Here is a 20,448-nt window from a genome sequence, read left to right as displayed (position 1 = left end):
CAATCATTCAAGACTTGATCGGAAAGTCGAGTATTCTAGTCAACATTTTACCATAAACATATAATTGTTGAGTAAATCAGTCGACTTTTGCGTATGAAATGAATTACTTTGTAATCTTTAGGGGGGAGGAAAACTTAATTTAATACTTCACTTGCATTCGTATTTGTATTTTTGATTTTTATTACGATATATACAATCGAGGCTATCCAAATACCAGCAATACTTACATAAACAAAAGGATACACATTTGGCTGATCAATCCATGTTGTTACAAGAGTTCTTGAGTTAACAAGAATAATAAATCCTCCTACAAGGACACCCATTAATTGAGCATGGATTTTTTGTACTAACCAGGCAGCAATTGGTGCAGCAATTAATCCACCAATCATTAAGGCTCCTACCCACAACCAGTTTACTTGTTCCCAACCAAGCGAGATTAAAAATCCAATTGTAGCAGATACGGCTATGGCAAATTCACTTGTATCAACTGTACCAACCACTTTACGTGCACTGATTCCTTTTTGAGATAGTAAAACAGGCGTTGCAATGGGACCCCAGCCTCCTCCACCAGTTGCATCAGCAAAACCTGCGATCAGTCCAAGTGGAATGGATTTTTTCCTTGATAATCCAATATTATTTTGCTGTTCTCCAACTTTAAACATAAATAGAAATCTAGCTAAAACATATACCCCTAGGGCAAGTAAAAAAATAGAAATATAGGGTTTTGCAAGGTCACCAGGAATATTACTCAAAAATGTAGCACCTAAAAATGCTCCCATCGATCCAGGTATGACAAGTCTGACTACAGTTTGTTTATCAACATTCCCAAATTTAATGTGAGAAGCTCCAGATGCAGCCGTTGTTACCACTTCTGCTAAATGAACCGATGCGGATGCAACTGCTGGTGCAATTCCAAAGGCAAGTAACATGGATGAAGACGTCACCCCGTACGCCATTCCTAATGCGCCGTCTATTAGCTGTGCAAATAAACCAATAAACGCAAATACAATTAACTTTTTCATTTCATAACCTCCAATCTTCCTTAAGTAACTTTGTTTCTATACTATAATTCACATTATCCCTACCTGTAAACTAGGAATTTAAAAAATAATAAAAAATTTCAAAAAAACAATCTTATTGTTTGTTAAAAAGAACCTAATCGGTTTTTAAGTCCTGCTTGATGGAATATCTATTGACTAGGTGAATTTTTATTTAGATCGATTGAGTTTGGAGGTATTCACATGCAGGCAGTTGTTTGTACAAAATATGGTAACTCTGATGTACTTTTATTAAAAGAGGTACATAAACCTGTTCCTAAGGACGAGGAAGTGTTAGTGAAAATACATGCCTCTTCCGTAAATTATGGAAACCTAGTTCTTCTAAAAGGCGAACCGTATTTGGCTCGATTAGCTTTTGGTTTATTCAAACCGAAATACTCCATACCTGGAGGTGACATTGCAGGTGAAGTTGAATCAATAGGCACTGGAGTAAAACAATTTCAACCTGGTGATGAGGTGTTCGGTGATCTATCTGCCTACGGCTGGGGTGGCTTTGCTGAATATGTATGCGTTCCTGAAGGAGCTCTTGTGTTAAAACCGAAAAATATGACCTTTGAGGAAGCAGCAGCAGTTCCTATGGCTGGAGTTACTGCTTTGCAAGCTCTACGTAATAAAGGGAAAATTCAACCCGGACAAAAAGTGTTGATTTACGGTGCATCTGGTGGTGTCGGAACATTTGCTGTGCAATTAGCAAAATCTCTTGGCGCAGAGGTTACCGGAGTATGTAGCTCAAGAAATGTGGAAATTCTACGGTTGATAGGCGCTGATCATGTCATCGATTATCAGAAAGAGAATTTCTCCCAATCTCAGGAAAAGTATGATTTGATATTAGGTGTGAATGGAGGTCAACCCTTATCTGTATATAAGAGAGCATTGAATCCACAAGGCTTCTTTCTTCATGTCGGAGGTTCTGGAGAACAGTTATTTCAAACCATGCTACAAGCACCTTGGACATCAATCATAGGAAAGAAGAAAGTTGGAAATATGCTTCAGAGAGCCAATAAAAACGACTTAATCTATATGAAAAAATTACTGGAAGCAGGTAGCGTGAAGCCAGTTATCGATAGAACATATAAGTTAAGTGAGATTACTGATGCTTTTAATTATTTTTCTGAAGGTCATGCACAAGGTAAAGTAGTGATCACCGTTTGATATGAATGATAAAAGCTTGTTTCCTCCTCATAATCTATAAAAATAGAAGTATATTCCTTGTCACAATCCCTATATAAAAAGTATAATTTTGTTAACTCAAAGAACCCATTTTTATTGTTTTCTGGAAACTAAAACAATAAAGATGGGTTCTTTATATTTTTTTAGGAGGGGTTCTAACTTGTTACGTTTGGTCCTGAATTCTGTTTATGTTTTTCTAGGAGCATGTTCCTTCGGTATATTATCAACGATTGTGAAATTGGCTTATAAAGAAGGGTTTACTTTTCGTGAAGTAACAACCGGCCAATATGGTTTTGGGTGGGCAATTATGCTTATCTTAATGATTATTTTCTCCAGGCAAAAAATCAGTTTGAAACAGTTTATTCGTCTGGCTGCAGTTGGAGCATGTACGGCATTGACTGGAGTTTTTTACTACTATTCTCTACAAACGATTGCAGCCTCAATAGCAATTATTTTACTTTTTCAATTCACATGGATGGGAATAGTGATTCATTCCATAGCCACAAAAAAATGGCCGTCCAAATCCACCCTTTTATCTATCGTATTATTATTAGCCGGCACTTTTTTAGCAGGTGGAATTGTTGGAGGTAATATTGATGAAATAAATATGCTAGGAATATTTTTTGGTTTACTTGCTGCTGTAATGATGACCTTATTTATATTATTAAGTGGAAAAGTTGAAACTCAACTCCCTTTAATTACACGAAGCTTCTACATATCTACTGGTGGTTTATTAGTCCTATTAACCATTTTCACACCTAAAATATTATTATCTTCATTCGGTGATGATATAGGGTATTACAGTTTCCTTTTAGGTGCCTTCGGAACAGTTATTCCAATCCTACTTTTCTCTTTAGGAGCACCTAAGATTAGCCCCACACTTACTAGTATTCTTAGTGCAGGAGAACTCCCTGTAGCGGTAATGGCTTCTGTTTGGGTACTTCAAGAACAAGTGACATGGATACAATGGTCAGGTGTTCTGGTTATTTTGTGTGGCATTGCCTATCCGCAAATAATAACTTATCAAGCTAGCAAGCACCCTAACAATGTTAAGATTTTGTAAATATTATTTGTAATGAAAAGAAATACTAGGGCTTACTGTTATAATCGATATCGAAAGTCAATATCGGTTTCCTATATTGATAATTTGGAGGTGAACCTTTGGAAGACAAAGTATTAAGGAAACTATTTCTTGGATTTATTCACATTCATATTTTGCATCATGCCAAAGAAAAACCTATCTTTGGTGTGTGGATGCTAGAGGAGCTAAAGGAACATGGCTACAATATTAGCTCTGGTACTCTCTACCCTATTCTTCATTCCATGGAAGAGTATGGATTACTATCAAAAGAAGAGAAAAACGTTGAAGGGAAAATACGAAAGTATTATTCAACAACCGAGAAAGGCGTACAAATTTTAGACGAAGCTAGAAAAAAGGCTTATGAATTATTCAAAGAAATCAAAGATTAAATTTAGAGGTGAGATAATGAATCAACTAAAATCATTATTGGAAATCCTAATTGTTTCTACCAAATTAGGATTAACATCCTTTGGGGGGCCAATCGCCCATTTAGGTTATTTCCACAATGAATATATTCGCAAAAGAAAGTGGCTAGATGAAAAAAGTTATGCTGATTTAGTCGCACTATGTCAATTCCTACCAGGTCCAGCAAGTAGCCAAGTTGGTATTGGGATTGGTGTCATGAGGGCTGGAGTTCTTGGAGGAATTGTATCATTTATCGGTTTTACTCTTCCCTCGGTTGTAGCCCTTATGGTATTTGCACTTTTACTTCGTGAATTTGAAGTGGGTGAAGCAGGCTGGATACATGGATTAAAAATTGTTGCTGTTGCAGTCGTTGCACATGCGATAGTAGGTATGGCAAACAATTTAACTCCTGATTTAAAAAGAAAAGCACTAGCAATATTTGCTCTTGTTGTAACTCTCCTTTGGCAAACAGCCTTTACTCAGGTTGGAGTAATCTTCATTGCAGGAATTCTTGGTTTTTTGCTTTACAGACAACAAACAGATACACATGAACAAAAGATGGCATTTCCAATTAGTCGTCGTTTTGGAGCTCTTACCTTACTAGTATTTTTTAGTCTTTTACTATTGCTCCCAATTTTAAGAGAGGCCACATCACTTCATTGGGTTGCTTTGTTTGATAGTTTTTATCGATCAGGTTCTTTAGTATTTGGTGGTGGACATGTGGTGTTACCACTACTAGAACGCGAATTTGTTCCGACTGGAATGTTAACGGAAGAGGCATTTTTAGCGGGTTATGGTGCTACACAAGCAGTACCTGGTCCTCTCTTTACCTTTGCTGCTTATTTAGGAACGGTTATTAGCGGCCCGCAAGGTGGATTATTAGCCACTTTCGCCATCTTCTTACCTGCCTTTCTTCTAGTGCTGGGAGCTTTACCATTTTGGGACTCCTTACGTCGTAACCCTAAAATAAAAGGAGCATTAATGGGGGTAAATGCAGCCGTGGTAGGAATTCTAATTTCTGCCTTCTATCAACCTATTTGGACGAGTTCCATTTTAACTCCAATTGATTTTGCATTTGCGGCTATTTTATTCAGTATGCTTGTTTACTGGAAGTTACCTCCATGGATCATTGTTGTGACGGGTGTAATCGGTGGAGCACTCATGACACTTATATAATATCAAAGGACTATGCCAGTGGCTGGTCCTTTTTTATATTCAAATCACGTGACTTCTTTTTTCATTTTTAGTATTTTATTTTACATTTATTAACAAACTATACTTAATGGTAATTATATATCTATAATGAGGGATCTACATGAATGAAGAACAGTCCAAAAGTTTGGAAAATCTAAAAAGTTCGTCTAGTAAGTTAGCTCACGATTGGGTCGATTATTGGAAGGAGTATTCTAGTTTTGATACATGGCAATTTTGGCTAAATATTGCCTTTTTAATTATTCCTTTAATCGTTCTCTATTTTAAACTCGATCGCTCAAAGGCCTTTCATATCGGTTTTTTCGGAAACAGCGCTCATATATTGTCTACATATATCGATGGTTACTCAACAAGATTTGGACACTGGGAGTATCCTTATAAAATTATTCCTTTATTACCAATAAATATGGGGCTGGATACATCTTTAATCCCCGTTGTAATCATGCTTGTTTATCAATGGACATTAAATCGAAAAAAAAATTATTATATTGCTGTATTGATTGTTGCCGCTCTATTTGCATTTATATTTAAACCGATTTTATCTTATTTTGATTTATTTCAGCTATCAAAAGGTGCTACTTACTTTCATTTGTTCCTTTGGTATATTAGTGGTGGGATATTATCCAAATGGGTCACAAATATCTTTTTTCACTTTGAAAAAAGTAGTAAATAATCTACAACTACCAAAAGACCAAATGTATGGTCCTACATTTGGTCTTTTTTATTCCCCATTTATTAGTTTCTCTCGATTGTCCGACTGAGGCGGTTCCTCTAACCAGCCATGCTTAATCATGATATTTGCTCCATCCTCTGCATACAGGGCGATCTCAGGAATAAGAGATGCATATTTTAAACCTAAATCTCTTCGAGGGCTCCCTGACATAGAAGCACCATAATTTCCAATACCAGCCGCAATCATCCCAGATACATGGAACATCATTAGCTTTTCTGAAAAAACAGGTATGGTCGAATCCGAAAGAGCTGTATCCCAAGTCATCGGAGCAGGTAAATCTTCCTTTTTTAGACTAAATATATCGATATGCTTTTGAGCAATTCGTTTACCTCTAATAAAGTAGTCTTTTACCACTCTTGATTGAGCTGTCTGAGCAAAACCTGTAATTAATGTTTTTCCAATCGCATTTGTTTGGATATTATTAAATAACATCGTAATTTCTGGTGCTACAAGTGATCTTTTTTCTCCTAAAAATCCAGTTAAAAAGCTCTGCCTTTCAACAAAATCTACTTTATCAGGTGTGGAGATAAAGGGTGGTCGGACATACGTACCCTGCTTTAGCATTAAATCTCGTGTTAAGTCCTGTAATCCTACTGCCGTTTTCAAAACACTTTTGGAAAATTTTACAACCTCTGGTCTTGTGGCAATACCAAGAGACACGGCTCCCGCAGCCATACCAAGGACAGACATATTTCTTAAATACATTAAAAAATACGTATCTGAGAAGAGTCTCGGTGCGCTTACGTGTACATCTCTTTCAGTAAAACCGATCGGGATCGGAAAACTTTCTTTTGTAAACAGCTCCTTTAATAAAGAGATATTATGTTTTGAACCGTTTAAAGCAAATTCTATGACAGGCTTAACTTCCGGATCTTCTACTTTTTCTAAAAAATAACTAATTACACAAATGGAAGCTGTATCGTTGATGAATTGAGTCCATAACATTGCCATTTCTGCTGCAGTTAACCGGATTTTCGTCTTGTCATCCATTACATATAACACCCTTTATGTTTGAGTAGTTATTTTATCTTTCCATATATCTATTGCATTTATAAGGTAAGGTTCGTTATTTCACTTTTTTCCTAATAAATTGAACTTTGTAGGATATTACTACTGATAGAGGATTTATTTTACATACACCACGAAAGGATGATTAATTTGGAATATGGTACACGTGAGGAAATCATGAACACATTACAACAATCTTTTCACTCGTTAATGAATACATATCAGTTAGAAGATATTGGTCTTTTTGAAGAGCAAGGTTCTAATGGAGAATATTATATGGGCTATACCATTAATCAAAATGGTGGGACATACATGCTTCATCAAACATATAAGATGAATTCTGATGGGCAATTTGCACTCATCACTAAAGAATGGACCATTGAAACAGATGAACCAAATTACGAAGATAAAAAAGGATATGTAAGCATAGAAGAAGCTTTTCAACACTTGCATTAATACATGTAAAAGGTGCACAAATCCAATAAGGATTCATGCACCTCTTTATTTTAGTGACCAACTGCTTTTTGTTTGCCCGACATGAACCAACCACCAAGAGCGATTATTAACATGACAGACCAAAAGATGGTATTCCAAATCGGACCTTCAACAAAATCATGTGAAATGATATGGACCGATGGATGGGCAAGAGTGTGCATAAGGAGTTTTATCCCTACCCAACCAACTAGTAGCATGGCAGCACGCTCTAGACTTGGACGTTCCGTTAAGATCTTAACAAAGAATGCTGCAGCAAATCGAATAACAATTAAACCAGCAATCGCACCTATTAAGATTACAATGAATTGAGCTGCGTCCATTCCACCAATATCTCCAAGTGGCGTGTCTGGAAGCGCAAGAACAAGAGCAACGGCAGCCAAAATCGAATCCACTGCAAATGCAATATCGGCTAAAGCAATGGAAGCTACAGTTGCACGATAACTTTTCCCTTTCGCATCTTTTTCACGCTCGTGTTTCGTGAACAAATGTTTTAAAGCAATATAAATTAAGTACGCTGCTCCAATTGCTTGTACTTGCCACACATGAAACAGGTACGAAATGATGAAAATGGCCCCTATTCTAAACACAAATGCTAAAAGCAATCCAATATTTATCGCTTTTTTCTGTTGTTCTTCAGGTAAATGCTTTGCCATAATCGCTAAGACTAGGGCATTATCAGCAGATAATAATCCTTCTAGAACAATCAAGATAAGCAAAACCCAACCATATTGTAACAATAATGATACTTCCATTTATTAAATCCCCCTATTTAACAGTTCCACTACTTTATCTAGTGGATGATAAACTTCCCTTTCCTCTTCTTTTATTGTTTGCAGAAACACAAGTTTAACTAATTCTACAGGGATGTATATTATTCCTTCTTTTACACACTTTCCCATAAAAAAAACCTTTACTTTTTGTAAAGGTATGGTCAATATTATTTGGTTGGAGGTCCATATTTTTTTTGGGTCCACAAAAATACATTGGTTATGAATTTTGCTGTAAGTAAAGATTAAAACGTACCCTACAAACAAATAGATATAATTAGCCTTTCCATAAAGTTTAAATAATCCAAGGCCAACAAGTAATGGTTTGAATACAAGAGCAAAAGCACCTGCAGTTAAAATAGCATATAAATAGTAGTTCTTATTATTATTTAACGTCCATTGATACATAAGCATACAAACTACCGGGACAATACTGGCATCTACTGATATACTTGGCAAGGCAGGTACTAATTGAAATGGATAGTGCCAATAACCTGAATTCATACCATAAATATCACCATAAGCAAGAATTACATGAACACTATACCCATAAAATCCAATTAAAAAGATTTTACTTTTATCAATTTTAAAAAATAATATAAATAATGGAACGACAAGTACCGACACCATTATCCAGAACTCCAAAGTAGAATACAAATGATACTCTTTCCAAATTTTAATAAATAAATCAATTGACTCTCCTCTGAGTTGTACAGCTTTATCAAATTGTTCAAGGCGGGCATTAGACAATTGAATCATCCTTTAAAATACAATAATAACTGTATCGTTACCCATTGTGTTCGAAAATATGCCTTGCAATAACTTAGAGGGTATTAGGGTACGCTTCAGAACTCAAATAGCGCTCAATAATAAGTTTTCGATGATGTAGTTCATGCCCAGCAATAATGTATATTAAAGCCCGAACGCTAACCTCTGAGCCATTAGCGTTACCCCTACGTGAAAACGCTTCACTCGGTAAACTTCTTATTAACTGCAAGGTAGATTTCCGAATGATTTTAAAGTTTTCAAGCAATTCTCGTAAGGGTTGCGAATTAAATGAAGCATTTTTTACATATTTATTATCATCATAACCTGGAAGCTCTGCTTTTTCACCCCTAGCAAAAGATAATAGCCTATATCCCATGATTCGTTCAGTATCCGCAATATGCCCGATCACTTCTTTGATACTCCACTTTCCTTCTTCATAAGAAAAATGAGCTTGCTGTTCTGTTAAGTCCTTAAGAATGTCTAATGTTTCATCCATTTGATGCATTAAGATGCTTATCATATCTCCTTCAGGTACCAAGTCTATATACGTGGAATAATAAGCTGCATATTCAGTCGACTCCAGCATTTGTTTCATTTTTCATTCCCCTTTCATTGTTACATGTTAGTTAAATTGGCAATTTCACTTCAATGGTAGTCCCTTTCCCTACTTCACTACATATGGTGACAGTACCTAGATGATTCTCTACAATCCTTTTACTCACCATAAAACCAAGACCTGTCCCTTTTTCCTTTGTCGTATAGAATGGTTGACCAAGCTTTGAAATCAGTTCATCAGGAATTCCGTTTCCTTCATCTATAAAACGAATAATTAACTCCTGCTTTGTACTAGAAATCAGTTGTATGATTAAGTTTCCTCCGTCCGGCATCGCATCTATTGCATTTTTGATAAAATTGATCCAAACCTGTTTGATCTGATTTTCCTCACACATAATCTGTGCTACTTTTGTTTTGATATCAATGATGATTTGAACATTATTGAGCGTTGCTTGAGGTCCTAATAACGTAACCACATCTTTGATTAGTACCATAACATCCTTGCGCGCAAAATGAACGGCTTGTGGTTTTGCTAACATAAGAAGTTCACTAAGAATTTGCTCTATCCGGGTTATTTCAGAGGACATAATGTCATAATAAATCTGCTTTTCAAAGTTACTTGATTCCATCAACTGAAGGAATCCTTTAATTGAAGTAATTGGATTCCTAATCTCATGTGCAATGCCAGCAGCTAGCTCTCCAGCAATGGACAATTTTTCTGACTTAATTAATAACTCATGAGCTTGCTTTCTTTCGGTAATATCCCGTATGATTACAGCCCAGCCATCCAACTCATTCCTTTCATCAAGCAAGGGGAAACAAGACAACTGAACCTGAAGCACTTTGCCATCTTTTGTTTTTCTTATCGTTTCATACCCTTTTACCTTTTCGCCGAGAACAGTAAAACTTCTATTAAGTATCACTTCGAATTTTCTATCATCGGGTAGGATAGGAAGTTCACTAGCGTCTAGACCTAACACTTCATTTGCAGTGAAACCAAAGGTTGTCTGAAAAGCAGCATTTACTGTAATGACTTTGTCCCTCTTATCCATGATGACCACTGGATCTAAATTTTGAAAGATAAAAGATTGCAATTGATGCTTTGTAGCAATTAATTTTTCTTCTAGCTGGGTTTCTTTTGCGATAGTTAAAGAAGGTAATGGAACAGAATTATTTTTATAAAAATAAGATTTTACTAATTCTTGATCGGTCATAATGTACTCGTGGGATTTTAGCATGCTGTTTTGGAGAGAGGCGGTTATTTTGTTCCCGTTATACGCGCAGACCGATATTAGATTGGAATGTCGAACACATTGATCAGCGGTTCTTTCAAAGCTCTCAAGTTTCAACTCAATTTCCCTTTCATTATTCCAGCAAACATTTGCCCACGTTCTTACGGTCATATGTTTTTCTTGAAAATGAGTAATGACATCTGAAAAATGACTCACGATTAAGTCACAATGAAAATCATCATATAGGCGATAAAACTCATAATTATCAAGAAAATGGATACAGTCAAGAGCATCCTGTGTCAACATCCCTTTTAATATTACCTTCATATGTTCATATGTATCTTTGCTTTCAATCATAATGATGTGATGACCTTGGTCAATCCCCGATACGATAAATGAGATGGCATTTTCAATATAATTATCAACCTTATTGTATGTATACAATATATGTGCATGATTTTTTAAGTCTATCAAATTCGTTAAAGGTACAATTTTACTTTCCATAAATACCTCACCAATACGTAGTAAGTTAAGTATAATGCAAAAAATGTATTTTTTCATTTCTAATATTATGAATAGTACAAACTAATTAAAAAAACTGCCAAAAATGGCAGCACATAATCCACTGTGATGAAGCTGTTTTACTTCTTTCCTTTAGACTTCAAATTGTAAACAAGGGTTGCTAACAGATTAGCTCCTATGAACAAGAGATTTCCTTGCGCATTAAAATGTAACTGCTGTGTTTCAAAGCTCATTTGATCATAGTGGTCTTCTACAGAAACTCCTCTTTCCTTGTTTCTTTTCTGAGTCTCTTTTAATTGTTTTATATACTTATACTGCACCGGTACTAGTAATAATGATAATACAATATAAGTCCCTATAATCCCTACAGCTACGTATACACCCATCACACTTTCCCCTTTCATTGTAAGACTCGGCATTTTTGGCTCCTTACAATTAAATACGGTGTAGGGATTATAAAGGTTTCTTGTTTTTTTATGATTACTGTACTTTTCGTACTTGGTAATTTGCTTCTTCCTTATTTTCATGTTGATCTTTTATCTTGAAGTGATAAATCAAGTAGCATGAAATGACAAACGGAACGCCTAGATATAGGGCTAATCGTTGCTCTGAGTCAAATGCTAAACTAGCCAGTACAATAATATTTAATGTTAGTGCGATGATTGGAAGTACTGGGAAAAACGGTGTTTTAAATTTTAGATCCTCTAGCTTACCTCCGTCTCGTATATATTTTCTACGGAAAGCAATTTGAGAAGCAGTAATTGAAATCCAACCAACTTGTGCACCTAGTCCAGCAATGGAAAGCAGCCATACAAACACCGTCTCTGCTGCGAAAAATCCTGAAAGAAGTGACAATAGAGAAATTCCCATTGTTAAAATCAATGCATTCATCGGTACACCCTTTTTGTTTACTTTTGTTAAAACTGGACTTGCCATTTTTTCTTTTGACATCGCATATAACATACGAGTAGCCGCATACAAACCTGAATTTCCAACTGACAGTAAGGCTGTTAGAATAACAAAATTCATAATATCTGCCGCATATGGAATCCCGATGCTATCAAAGACGACAACAAACGGACTCTCAATCACTCCCGCTTTTTCCATCGGAATTAATCCAGCAACCACAAAAATTGCCAGGACAAAGAATACAAGAGTTCTCCATACCGTTTGCTTGATCGATCTAGGAATGGTTTTCTCTGGGTTTTCACTTTCCCCAGCAGCAATCCCAATTAATTCTGTACCTTGAAAAGAAAAGTTCACAGCGATCATCGTTATAATTAACGCGGAAAATCCGTTCGGAAGCAAGCCATGAGCTGTGAAATTAGATAAAAACGGTGCTTCTTGTCCACCTTTTAAATCGATGAATCCGAACAAGGCTGCTCCACCTAACACAACGAAAAGTAAAATGGCTAATATTTTAATACTAGAAAACCAGAATTCTGCTTCCGCAAAAACTCTAGCTGACAATGCATTCAAGGAGAACAAGACGACAGCAAAGATCCCACTCCATATCCAAACCGGAACATCTGGGAACCACCTCTCCATTAACTGCCCTGCTGCTAGAAACTCTAACGCAATCGTTACAGACCACCCGAGCCAATATAACCAACCAAGGGCAAATCCCGTTCCTGGTCCGATAAACTTGGTCGTGTATGTTTGAAAGGAGCCTGATACTGGCATGGCGACAGATAATTCTCCAAGGCACAGCATCGTTAAAAACATAATAAATCCACCCACTAGATAAGATAGTATTGCTCCCATTGGACCCGCTTCACTAATCGTGTAGCCAGACCCTAAGAACAATCCTGATCCTATTACCCCTCCTAGTGAGATCATAAATAAGTGGCGAGTCTTCATTGTTCTTTTTAATTCATGAGAAGTGTTGTTTTCCGACAAATGCATTATATCCCCCTTTTCCCCTTGTAAGTATGCGTTTACATCTATACAATGCAAATTTTATGCCAAAATGGAAAAGCTTTAATTGTGAACTTTTTTCGAACTTGTTATGCCAAGTATTTTTGCATAAAAATTGAATTTTGCATTAGGGATGCAAAAAAACTCTTTCCGTTTGATCGGAAAGAGTTTTGAATTCTAATCAGATCCGGTAATTATTAGGTCATCCTGAATGGTAGCTAGTACAGTCAAAGGATCCACAACTTCGCCTTCTTTCACATGTAAAGAAGTGATATGGCCACTAATTCCAATTGTTATTTCTTCTGTACAGCCGTTATTCTTTTTAATAACAAATAACTTTTCCCATTCATACACATGGTTACTTTCCCCTGTAAGAACCTTCTCTATCGTACCGGAACAAGGACTATAAATAAATTCACATACTTTACCTAGCAACTAGGTTCACTCCTTTTACAAATCTTTTTTACTTACAGGGCTGCCTAATAAAGGTTCAGTAACCTTATTTATAACTGCTCACCTTATACCCATCCACGGAATCTAGCCGCTTCTGCCATCTTTTTAATCCCTACCATATATGCTGCTAAGCGCATATCTACACGATGGAGCTCAGCTGTTTGATATATATTTTCAAAGGAATGGATCATCACCTTAGATAGTTTTTCATCGACCTCTTCTTCTGACCAATAATAACCTTGATTATTTTGCACCCATTCAAAGTAAGAAACCGTAACTCCTCCTGCACTTGCCAATATATCTGGCACTAACAATATTCCACGTTCTGTTAAGATGGTTGTTGCTTCAAGAGTGGTTGGGCCATTAGCTGCTTCAACCACAATTTCCGCTTTAATATTGGCTGCATTTTGAGCGGTAATTTGATTTGAAATAGCTGCAGGTACTAAAATATCACAGTCAAGTTCTAATAACTCAGAATTACTTATCGTGTTTTCAAAGATTTTAGAAAAGGTTCCAAAACTATCGCGACGATCGAGAAGATAATCGATATCGAGCCCATTTGGATCGTGAACTCCCCCATATACATCTGAAACGGCGACCACCTTTGCCCCAGCATCGTGCATAAATTTCGCTAAATAGCTTCCTGCATTTCCAAACCCTTGTATAACCACTCTTGCTCCTTGTAATTCAAAGCCTTTTTTCTTTACCGCTTCTTCGACGCAAATCGTTACTCCTCGGGCAGTAGCTGTTTCTCTACCCTTTGATCCGCCTAATACGATTGGTTTTCCTGTGATAAAACCGGGAGAATCAAACTCACGCAAACGGCTATACTCATCCATCATCCACGCCATTATTTGAGAATTCGTGTACACATCTGGTGCTGGAATATCCTTTGTTGGTCCAACAATTTGGCTGATAGCACGGACATACCCACGACTTAATCTCTCAAGTTCTCTGAAGGACATCTTTCGTGGATCACAAATAATTCCACCTTTTCCGCCTCCATAAGGAAGATCCGTGATCCCACATTTCAAACTCATCCAGATGGATAATGCTTTTACCTCTTCCTCATCTACTTCCGGATGAAAACGAACTCCACCTTTTGTCGGTCCTACGGCATCATTGTGCTGTGAACGGTATCCTGTAAAAATTTGCACCGTCCCATCATCCATACGGACTGGAATACGAACTGTTAGCATTCTGATTGGATCTTTTAACAATTCATACATTTCATGTGTATAGCCTAGCTTATTTAAGGCTTTTTGGATAACCGTTTGCGTTGAGTAAAACAAGTTAAGAGATTCTTGTTCCTTTTGATGATCCTTTTCGATCGCATTTACCACAGTATTATTAGGCATCATTCTACCCCTCGTCGAATTAATAATTTTAGTTACCGATTAACAATTAAGAACCTAACACGTTTTGAATTTTTTCAAACGCCCAATCGATTTCTTCCTTTGTTATAATTAATGGTGGTGCAAAACGAATCACCGTTTCATGCGTTTCTTTACACAATAAACCAGCTTCTTTTAGTTGCTCACAGTATGGTCTAGCAGCCTCAGTAAGTTCTAAACCGATAAACAATCCTTTTCCTCTAATTTCTTTTATCTTCGAATTGTTGATTGTTTTTAGTTGATTCAGGAAATACTCTCCTAACTTTAGGGAACGTTCAGCTAGTTTTTCTTCCTCAATTACTTCAAGAGAAGCAAGCGACACAGCACAAGCTAGAGGATTTCCTCCAAATGTAGATCCGTGTGAACCTGGGTTGAATACTCCTAGTACATCAGAGTTCGCGACCACACAAGAGATTGGGAATACTCCGCCGCCAAGTGCTTTTCCTAAAATAAGAATATCTGGATCTACTTCCTCCCAATCACATGCAAACATTTTCCCTGTACGCGCTAATCCTACTTGAATTTCGTCTGCAATAAACAATACATTCTGTTCTTTACATAAATCTGATGCAGCCTTTAAGAATCCTTCTGGTGGTAAAAGAATTCCCGCTTCTCCTTGAATTGGTTCCATTAAGAATGCAGCAGTGTTTGGAGTGATGGCTCCCTTTAGAGCTTCTAAATCCCCGTAAGGAATTAACTTAATCCCTGGTAAAAGCGGACCGAAGCCACGCTTGTATTCAGGATCTGATGATAAGGACACTGCCCCAAGAGTTCTTCCATGAAAGTTGCCTGTACAAGCGATGATTTCTGCTTGATTCTCTACAATCCCTTTTACATCGTACCCCCAACGACGTGCTGCTTTTAGAGCTGTTTCCACCGCCTCTGCCCCTGTGTTCATTGGAAGTGACATGTCTTTTTTGGTTATCTTACAAATCTTTTCGTACCAAGGACCTAACTGATCATTATGAAAGGCACGTGACGTTAGTGTAACTTTATCTGCTTGATCCTTTAGAGCTTGAATGATTTTCGGATGACGATGACCTTGATTCACTGCTGAATAAGCACTCAGCATATCCATATAACGATCGCCTTCCGGATTTTCCACCCATACACCTTCTGCCTTTTCAATAACGATTGGTAGCGGATGATAGTTGTTTGCTCCAAATTTTTGAGTTTGTGCAATAATGTTAGTAGTTTTTGAAGTTGTTTGATTCATTGTGTTACCTCCTTATTTTATAGAGTTTCTGAAGTTGTTTTTGCTTGCATATGCAATAGTAAATAATCAGGGCCACCAGCTTTAGAGTCGGTTCCTGACATATTAAAACCTCCAAACGGTTGATAGCCAACAATAGCACCTGTACACGTACGGTTGAAGTAAAGATTTCCAACATGAAATTCTTCTCTAGCTCTTTCGATATGCTCTCTGTTGTTGGAAATGAGGGCACCAGTTAGTCCGTAATCCGTGTTATTTGCGATCTCCATCATATGGTCAAAGTCACGAGCTTTACAGAATGCTAGAACGGGACCAAAGATTTCTTCTTGCATTAAGCGGGCTTTTTCATCTACATCGGCAAATATGGTTGGCTTAATGAAGAAACCTTTAGAATCATCTCCTTCACCACCAGCCATTAACATGCCCTCTTGTTTGCCGATTTCAATATACTCCATGATTTTTTTGTATGCTTTTTCATCAATAACAGGTCCCATATAGGTTTCTTTTAATTCTGGACTTCCTACCGTCAGCAGACCTGTTAAGGCAACCGCTTTTTCTAGCACTTCCTCATACACATCTTGGTGGACTACTGCTCGTGATCCTGCAGAGCATTTTTGTCCTGAAAAACCAAATGCGGAGTAAACAATCGAAGCAGCAGCAAGATCTAAATCCGCCTCGTTATCAACGACTACCGTGTCTTTCCCACCCATTTCAGCGATCACTCGCTTGATCCAAATTTGTCCAGGATGAACTTTGGCTGCACGCTCGTTGATCCGGCACCCTACTTCACGAGAACCCGTGAACGACACAAAGCGAGTTTTCGGATGATCAACAAGATAATCTCCGATTTGCGCACCACTACCAGGTACGTAATTCAATACTCCCTTAGGCAATCCCGCCTCATACATTAACTCTACAAATTTTGCAGCAATGACTGGTGTTGAATTGGCTGGTTTTAATAACACCGTATTTCCTGTAACAATCGCTGCAACCGTTGTTCCCGCCATAATTGCAAGCGGAAAATTAAATGGTGAAATAATGACTCCTACTCCAAGTGGAATATAATGAAATTGATTGTACTCACCGTCACGACTTTGCACATCCATGCCGTTTTTCAGCTTCAGCATTTGACGAGCGTAATACTCAAGAAAATCTATTGCTTCTGCTGTGTCCGCATCCGCTTCGTTCCATGGTTTACCTGCTTCTTTTACTAGATAACTAGAAAATTCATGTTTACGTCGGCGCATGATGGCAGCAGCACGGAATAATATGTTTGCACGATGCTCAGGTTTCCACTTTTTCCAGCTTTCAAATGCTGTCAATGCAGCCTGCATTGCCTTCTCCGCTAGTTCTTGATTGGCCATAGATACGGTTCCAATCATCTCTTCCTTATTCGCTGGATTAATTGAAACAATTTTCTCTTCTGTTGTAATTTCTTCATTTCCAATGATCACTGGGTAATCTTTTCCTAATTGTGTTTGAACATAAATTAGTGCTTCTTGAAAGTCTTGTTTATTCTTTTCAATCGAAAAATTAGTAAATGGTTCATGTGTATAAGGTTTCATTATTTTTCCCCCTTTTGATTCTTCCACATGTTTAATGCAAGTTTCGTGCCAACTCTTATTTCTGCGTCACATTAATGTTTCTCTTTAAATAGACGCAATAATTTTTTGCACTATTTTCGATTTTTTGTCACAAATACAAAAAATATTTTGCGTTATGAAGTTTGTTTTGATTAAATAGTTGGTAATGAGACTAAATCAAGGGAGAACGTTCATGGAGAATTCAAAGAAATCATTATCGTATCTTCAATATGTAAATAAATTATATGAGAGAATTTTAGACGAGGTAGAGGTTGGCGTTCATGCCGTGGATGAAACCGGAAAAACCATTATCTATAACAAAAAAATGATGCAGATGGAATCAATGGATTTACACGATGTAATTGATAAAAATCTACTAGATGTGTTTATGTTTAAAGACGATCAATCTAGTACTCTTGTACAAGCACTTCAAGAAGGCAAAGAGACCACGAATGTCAAACAAACGTACTTCAACAATAAAGGTCGAGAAATTACAACGATCAACAATACCTTCCCTATTTTTAAAGATGGTGAAATTCAAGGAGCCGTTGAAATTGCTAATGATGTCACCAAACTAGAACGCCTTATCAAAGGAAATATGAATACAAAAGGGACAACTCGGTTTACATTTGATCATATAATCGGCAATAGCCCTGCGATTAAAGAAGTAATTGAATTTGCAAAACGTGCTGCAAGAACCTCTTCGTATGTGTTAATTGTTGGTGAAACCGGAACGGGAAAGGAGCTGTTTGCGCAGAGTATTCATAATGCTAGCAGCCGGTTTTCGGCTCCTTTTATTTCACAAAACTGTGCAGCCCTACCAGATAATTTAATAGAAAGTCTATTATTTGGAACAAAACGTGGAGCATTTACAGGTGCTGTTGACTCACCAGGGTTATTTGAACAAGCAAATGGCGGTACATTATTACTGGATGAAATCAACTCCTTAAATCTTAATCTTCAAGCCAAATTATTAAGAGTTCTACAAGAAAAAATGATTCGTCGTGTAGGTGACACAAAGGATACAGCAGTAGATGTAAGAGTCATTGCCAATATTAATGAGGACCCAATTGATGCGATTGCCAATGATCATTTACGAAAAGACTTGTATTATCGACTGGGAGTTGTCACTCTCTTTGTTCCACCGTTAAGGGATCGAAAGGAAGATATCCCCCTACTTGTTCAACATTTTATTGAAAAGTATAATGAACGTTTTCAAATGAATGTGAAAGGTTTATCTGAAGAAGTGACCAGATCCTTTATGGAATATGATTGGCTCGGAAATGTTCGAGAACTTGAACATATCATTGAGGCTGCCATGAACATTATTATGGATGAAGAAGAGATTCAATACTCTCATTTACCATTCCAATATCGAAGCAAAATGCAAATGAAAGAAATGATGATCCCTTTATCAACAGTGGACCATTTTATTAAAGAGAGCAATGATGTCACCGTCCCGCTAAAGGATCAAATGGAGTTGTTTGAACGATCATATATTGAACATATCCTAAAGAAAAATGACTTTAACATTTCTAAGTCAGCCAACTTACTTGGACTCAGTCGACAAAGTCTACAGTACCGTATGAAAAAGTTAAATATAGAATCTAATTGATTAGTGAATCGGAATCTTGAGATGGTTCCGATTTTTTATATTTTAGAAATATTTTATAGGTACTTGGAGATACTTAAGTTGCTAACTAATATTGATGGGAGGAATTTATTATGGTTGAGGAAAATTCAATTCGAATGAAAAAGATATTCTTAAACACTTGCGGTTCATTCGAAAATTGTACAGAATCCACTATCCAAACCTTTTTACAACAATGCGAAGAAAACGGCATTGACTCACAATTCTGCATGAGTTGGGTCGAGCAGCACAAATCAGAAATCCCTGATTGGCAAACGGTATCAAAAGTCACTCTAGATTGGATGAATCAACACACATCAACGGGGTCACCTATCTCTTTTTCAGAATAAAATATAGTGGAGATTTTCCCTCTCCACTGTATTCATGACAGTTCAGCCAGCTCCTACCTTGCACCTTTCAATCTGCACATGAAATTTTTTAGCGAGTATAGGAACATCAATTTATACAATAAAAGGACTACTAATTAGTAGCCCTTCTCAATTTCATTATCCAGTGATTCTAGCACTCCAATTTCCTCCACCTTGGTCACATGTAACATTTCCGGTTGCTCTTCGCCCTTCGATTCTACCTGTGTAGGTACAGTTGTTTCCATCGCTGCTATTTCGACGTTCGATTCGAACCTGGTTTCCTTGTTGTTGCATTCGTAAGACAGCTGTAATTGGCGTTGCACCTTGTCTAGTCCATCTACCATCAAATACATTACTATTTCCTCGTCGTGTCCAAATTCCTCTCCAACCACCTTCTTCTACTTCCCATCTTCTTCCTAAATCTGGTTCTGCAGGTCCTCTTAAGATCGTACCGCTCCAAGACCCGCCACCTCTGTTACACACATTACTACCTACTACTCTGTTTCCTTCAATTCTACCTACGTACTGACAATTGTTTCCATCGCTACTATTTCTTCTTGCAATACAGACGAAATTGCCGTCCACAGTCATTCTCAATACTGCGGTAATTGGCGTTTGTCCAGCTCTCGTCCATCTGCCATCAAACACATTGCTGTTTCCTCGTCTTGTCCAAACGGCTCTCCAGCCACCTTCTTCCACTTCCCATCTTGTACCTAAATCGACTGGTTGTCTTACTGTAGAAACAGATGGATCTTCATAATAATAATACGGTTGGACGGGTTGATAATTGTAAGCATAGTAATATGGGTTGCCGTAGTTGTACATAGATACAACCTCCTACTCATGTAATCTATTTATAATTAATCATGCATTTCATCATATGC

At 37.2% G+C, this 20,448-nt stretch carries 21 protein-coding genes; 8 read left to right on the top strand and 13 right to left on the bottom strand.

Annotated features, from left to right (window positions below; translation table 11 throughout):
- Positions 1-134: 134 nt before the first annotated feature.
- Positions 135-1,022, bottom strand: a complete 888-nt coding sequence (locus tag ACQ5H4_RS13595) for a sulfite exporter TauE/SafE family protein (protein WP_430775475.1) — start codon at positions 1,020-1,022, stop codon at positions 135-137.
- Between the two features lie 219 nt (positions 1,023-1,241).
- Here ACQ5H4_RS13595 and ACQ5H4_RS13590 point away from each other — a divergent pair, with 219 nt between their 5' ends.
- The 5 genes from ACQ5H4_RS13590 (at position 1,242) to ACQ5H4_RS13570 (ending at position 5,599) form a co-directional block, all read left to right on the top strand.
- The gene (locus ACQ5H4_RS13590; protein WP_430775474.1) at positions 1,242-2,210 is read left to right on the top strand and encodes an NAD(P)-dependent alcohol dehydrogenase; all 969 of its coding nucleotides are present in this window, start codon (positions 1,242-1,244) and stop codon (positions 2,208-2,210) included.
- Positions 2,211-2,388: 178 nt separating this feature from the next.
- Entirely contained in the window at positions 2,389-3,291 is a 903-nt protein-coding gene (locus tag ACQ5H4_RS13585; RefSeq protein WP_430775473.1) for an EamA family transporter, read from the top strand.
- 98 nt (positions 3,292-3,389) lie between these two features.
- Positions 3,390-3,698, top strand: a complete 309-nt coding sequence (locus ACQ5H4_RS13580) for a PadR family transcriptional regulator (RefSeq protein ID WP_430775472.1) — start codon at positions 3,390-3,392, stop codon at positions 3,696-3,698.
- Between the two features lie 16 nt (positions 3,699-3,714).
- Positions 3,715-4,890 carry a chromate efflux transporter gene (chrA, locus tag ACQ5H4_RS13575; protein ID WP_430775471.1) on the top strand — a complete coding sequence of 392 codons (1,176 nt, stop codon included), beginning with the start codon at positions 3,715-3,717 and terminating at the stop codon, positions 4,888-4,890.
- A 139-nt stretch (positions 4,891-5,029) separates the two neighbouring features.
- Positions 5,030-5,599 (top strand): CBO0543 family protein, encoded by a 570-nt coding sequence (locus ACQ5H4_RS13570; protein WP_430775470.1) that lies wholly within the window; start codon positions 5,030-5,032, stop codon positions 5,597-5,599.
- A gap of 48 nt (positions 5,600-5,647) precedes the next feature.
- Here ACQ5H4_RS13570 and ACQ5H4_RS13565 read toward each other — a convergent pair whose 3' ends face one another.
- Entirely contained in the window at positions 5,648-6,649 is a 1,002-nt protein-coding gene (locus ACQ5H4_RS13565) for a DUF3231 family protein (protein ID WP_430775469.1), read from the bottom strand.
- Between the two features lie 168 nt (positions 6,650-6,817).
- Here ACQ5H4_RS13565 and ACQ5H4_RS13560 point away from each other — a divergent pair, with 168 nt between their 5' ends.
- Entirely contained in the window at positions 6,818-7,123 is a 306-nt protein-coding gene (locus ACQ5H4_RS13560) for a DUF5634 family protein (protein WP_430775468.1), read from the top strand.
- Positions 7,124-7,173: 50 nt separating this feature from the next.
- On the opposite strand, the gene ACQ5H4_RS13555 is transcribed toward ACQ5H4_RS13560, so the two are convergent.
- The 10 genes from ACQ5H4_RS13555 to pruA form a co-directional block, all read right to left on the bottom strand.
- Positions 7,174-7,914 (bottom strand): TerC family protein, encoded by a 741-nt coding sequence (locus tag ACQ5H4_RS13555; protein ID WP_430775467.1) that lies wholly within the window; start codon positions 7,912-7,914, stop codon positions 7,174-7,176.
- A gap of 3 nt (positions 7,915-7,917) precedes the next feature.
- Positions 7,918-8,679: a CBO0543 family protein gene (locus ACQ5H4_RS13550; protein WP_430775466.1), complete on the bottom strand. Its 762-nt coding sequence runs from the start codon at positions 8,677-8,679 to the stop codon at positions 7,918-7,920.
- Positions 8,680-8,752: 73 nt separating this feature from the next.
- On the bottom strand, positions 8,753-9,292 hold the full coding sequence (locus ACQ5H4_RS13545) for a DinB family protein (RefSeq protein WP_430775465.1): 540 nt from the start codon (positions 9,290-9,292) through the stop codon (positions 8,753-8,755).
- A gap of 31 nt (positions 9,293-9,323) precedes the next feature.
- The gene (locus tag ACQ5H4_RS13540) at positions 9,324-10,988 is read right to left on the bottom strand and encodes an ATP-binding protein (protein WP_430775464.1); all 1,665 of its coding nucleotides are present in this window, start codon (positions 10,986-10,988) and stop codon (positions 9,324-9,326) included.
- Positions 10,989-11,125: 137 nt separating this feature from the next.
- On the bottom strand, positions 11,126-11,425 hold the full coding sequence (locus ACQ5H4_RS13535; RefSeq protein WP_430775463.1) for a DUF3949 domain-containing protein: 300 nt from the start codon (positions 11,423-11,425) through the stop codon (positions 11,126-11,128).
- A gap of 61 nt (positions 11,426-11,486) precedes the next feature.
- Positions 11,487-12,911 (bottom strand): amino acid permease, encoded by a 1,425-nt coding sequence (locus ACQ5H4_RS13530; protein WP_430775462.1) that lies wholly within the window; start codon positions 12,909-12,911, stop codon positions 11,487-11,489.
- Between the two features lie 189 nt (positions 12,912-13,100).
- Positions 13,101-13,358, bottom strand: coding sequence for a biotin/lipoyl attachment domain-containing protein (locus tag ACQ5H4_RS13525; RefSeq protein WP_430775461.1), 258 nt, complete (start codon positions 13,356-13,358; stop codon positions 13,101-13,103).
- 83 nt (positions 13,359-13,441) lie between these two features.
- On the bottom strand, positions 13,442-14,734 hold the full coding sequence (locus ACQ5H4_RS13520; RefSeq protein ID WP_430775460.1) for a Glu/Leu/Phe/Val family dehydrogenase: 1,293 nt from the start codon (positions 14,732-14,734) through the stop codon (positions 13,442-13,444).
- A gap of 46 nt (positions 14,735-14,780) precedes the next feature.
- Positions 14,781-15,986, bottom strand: coding sequence for an ornithine--oxo-acid transaminase (locus ACQ5H4_RS13515; protein ID WP_430775459.1), 1,206 nt, complete (start codon positions 15,984-15,986; stop codon positions 14,781-14,783).
- 17 nt (positions 15,987-16,003) lie between these two features.
- On the bottom strand, positions 16,004-17,548 hold the full coding sequence (pruA, locus tag ACQ5H4_RS13510) for an L-glutamate gamma-semialdehyde dehydrogenase (protein WP_430775458.1): 1,545 nt from the start codon (positions 17,546-17,548) through the stop codon (positions 16,004-16,006).
- Positions 17,549-17,759: 211 nt separating this feature from the next.
- Here pruA and ACQ5H4_RS13505 point away from each other — a divergent pair, with 211 nt between their 5' ends.
- On the top strand, positions 17,760-19,181 hold the full coding sequence (locus ACQ5H4_RS13505; RefSeq protein WP_430775456.1) for a sigma-54 interaction domain-containing protein: 1,422 nt from the start codon (positions 17,760-17,762) through the stop codon (positions 19,179-19,181).
- A gap of 110 nt (positions 19,182-19,291) precedes the next feature.
- Positions 19,292-19,546 (top strand): hypothetical protein, encoded by a 255-nt coding sequence (locus ACQ5H4_RS13500; protein ID WP_430775455.1) that lies wholly within the window; start codon positions 19,292-19,294, stop codon positions 19,544-19,546.
- 156 nt (positions 19,547-19,702) lie between these two features.
- Here ACQ5H4_RS13500 and ACQ5H4_RS13495 read toward each other — a convergent pair whose 3' ends face one another.
- On the bottom strand, positions 19,703-20,389 hold the full coding sequence (locus ACQ5H4_RS13495) for a hypothetical protein (protein WP_430775454.1): 687 nt from the start codon (positions 20,387-20,389) through the stop codon (positions 19,703-19,705).
- Positions 20,390-20,448: the final 59 nt, after the last annotated feature.

This window comes from Bacillus coreaensis, from assembly GCF_050586445.1.
Lineage (GTDB): Bacteria > Bacillota > Bacilli > Bacillales > Cytobacillaceae > Robertmurraya_A > Robertmurraya_A coreaensis.
Note: the sequence above shows the minus strand (reverse complement) of the source record. Positions and strands in the feature narration are given on the sequence as shown.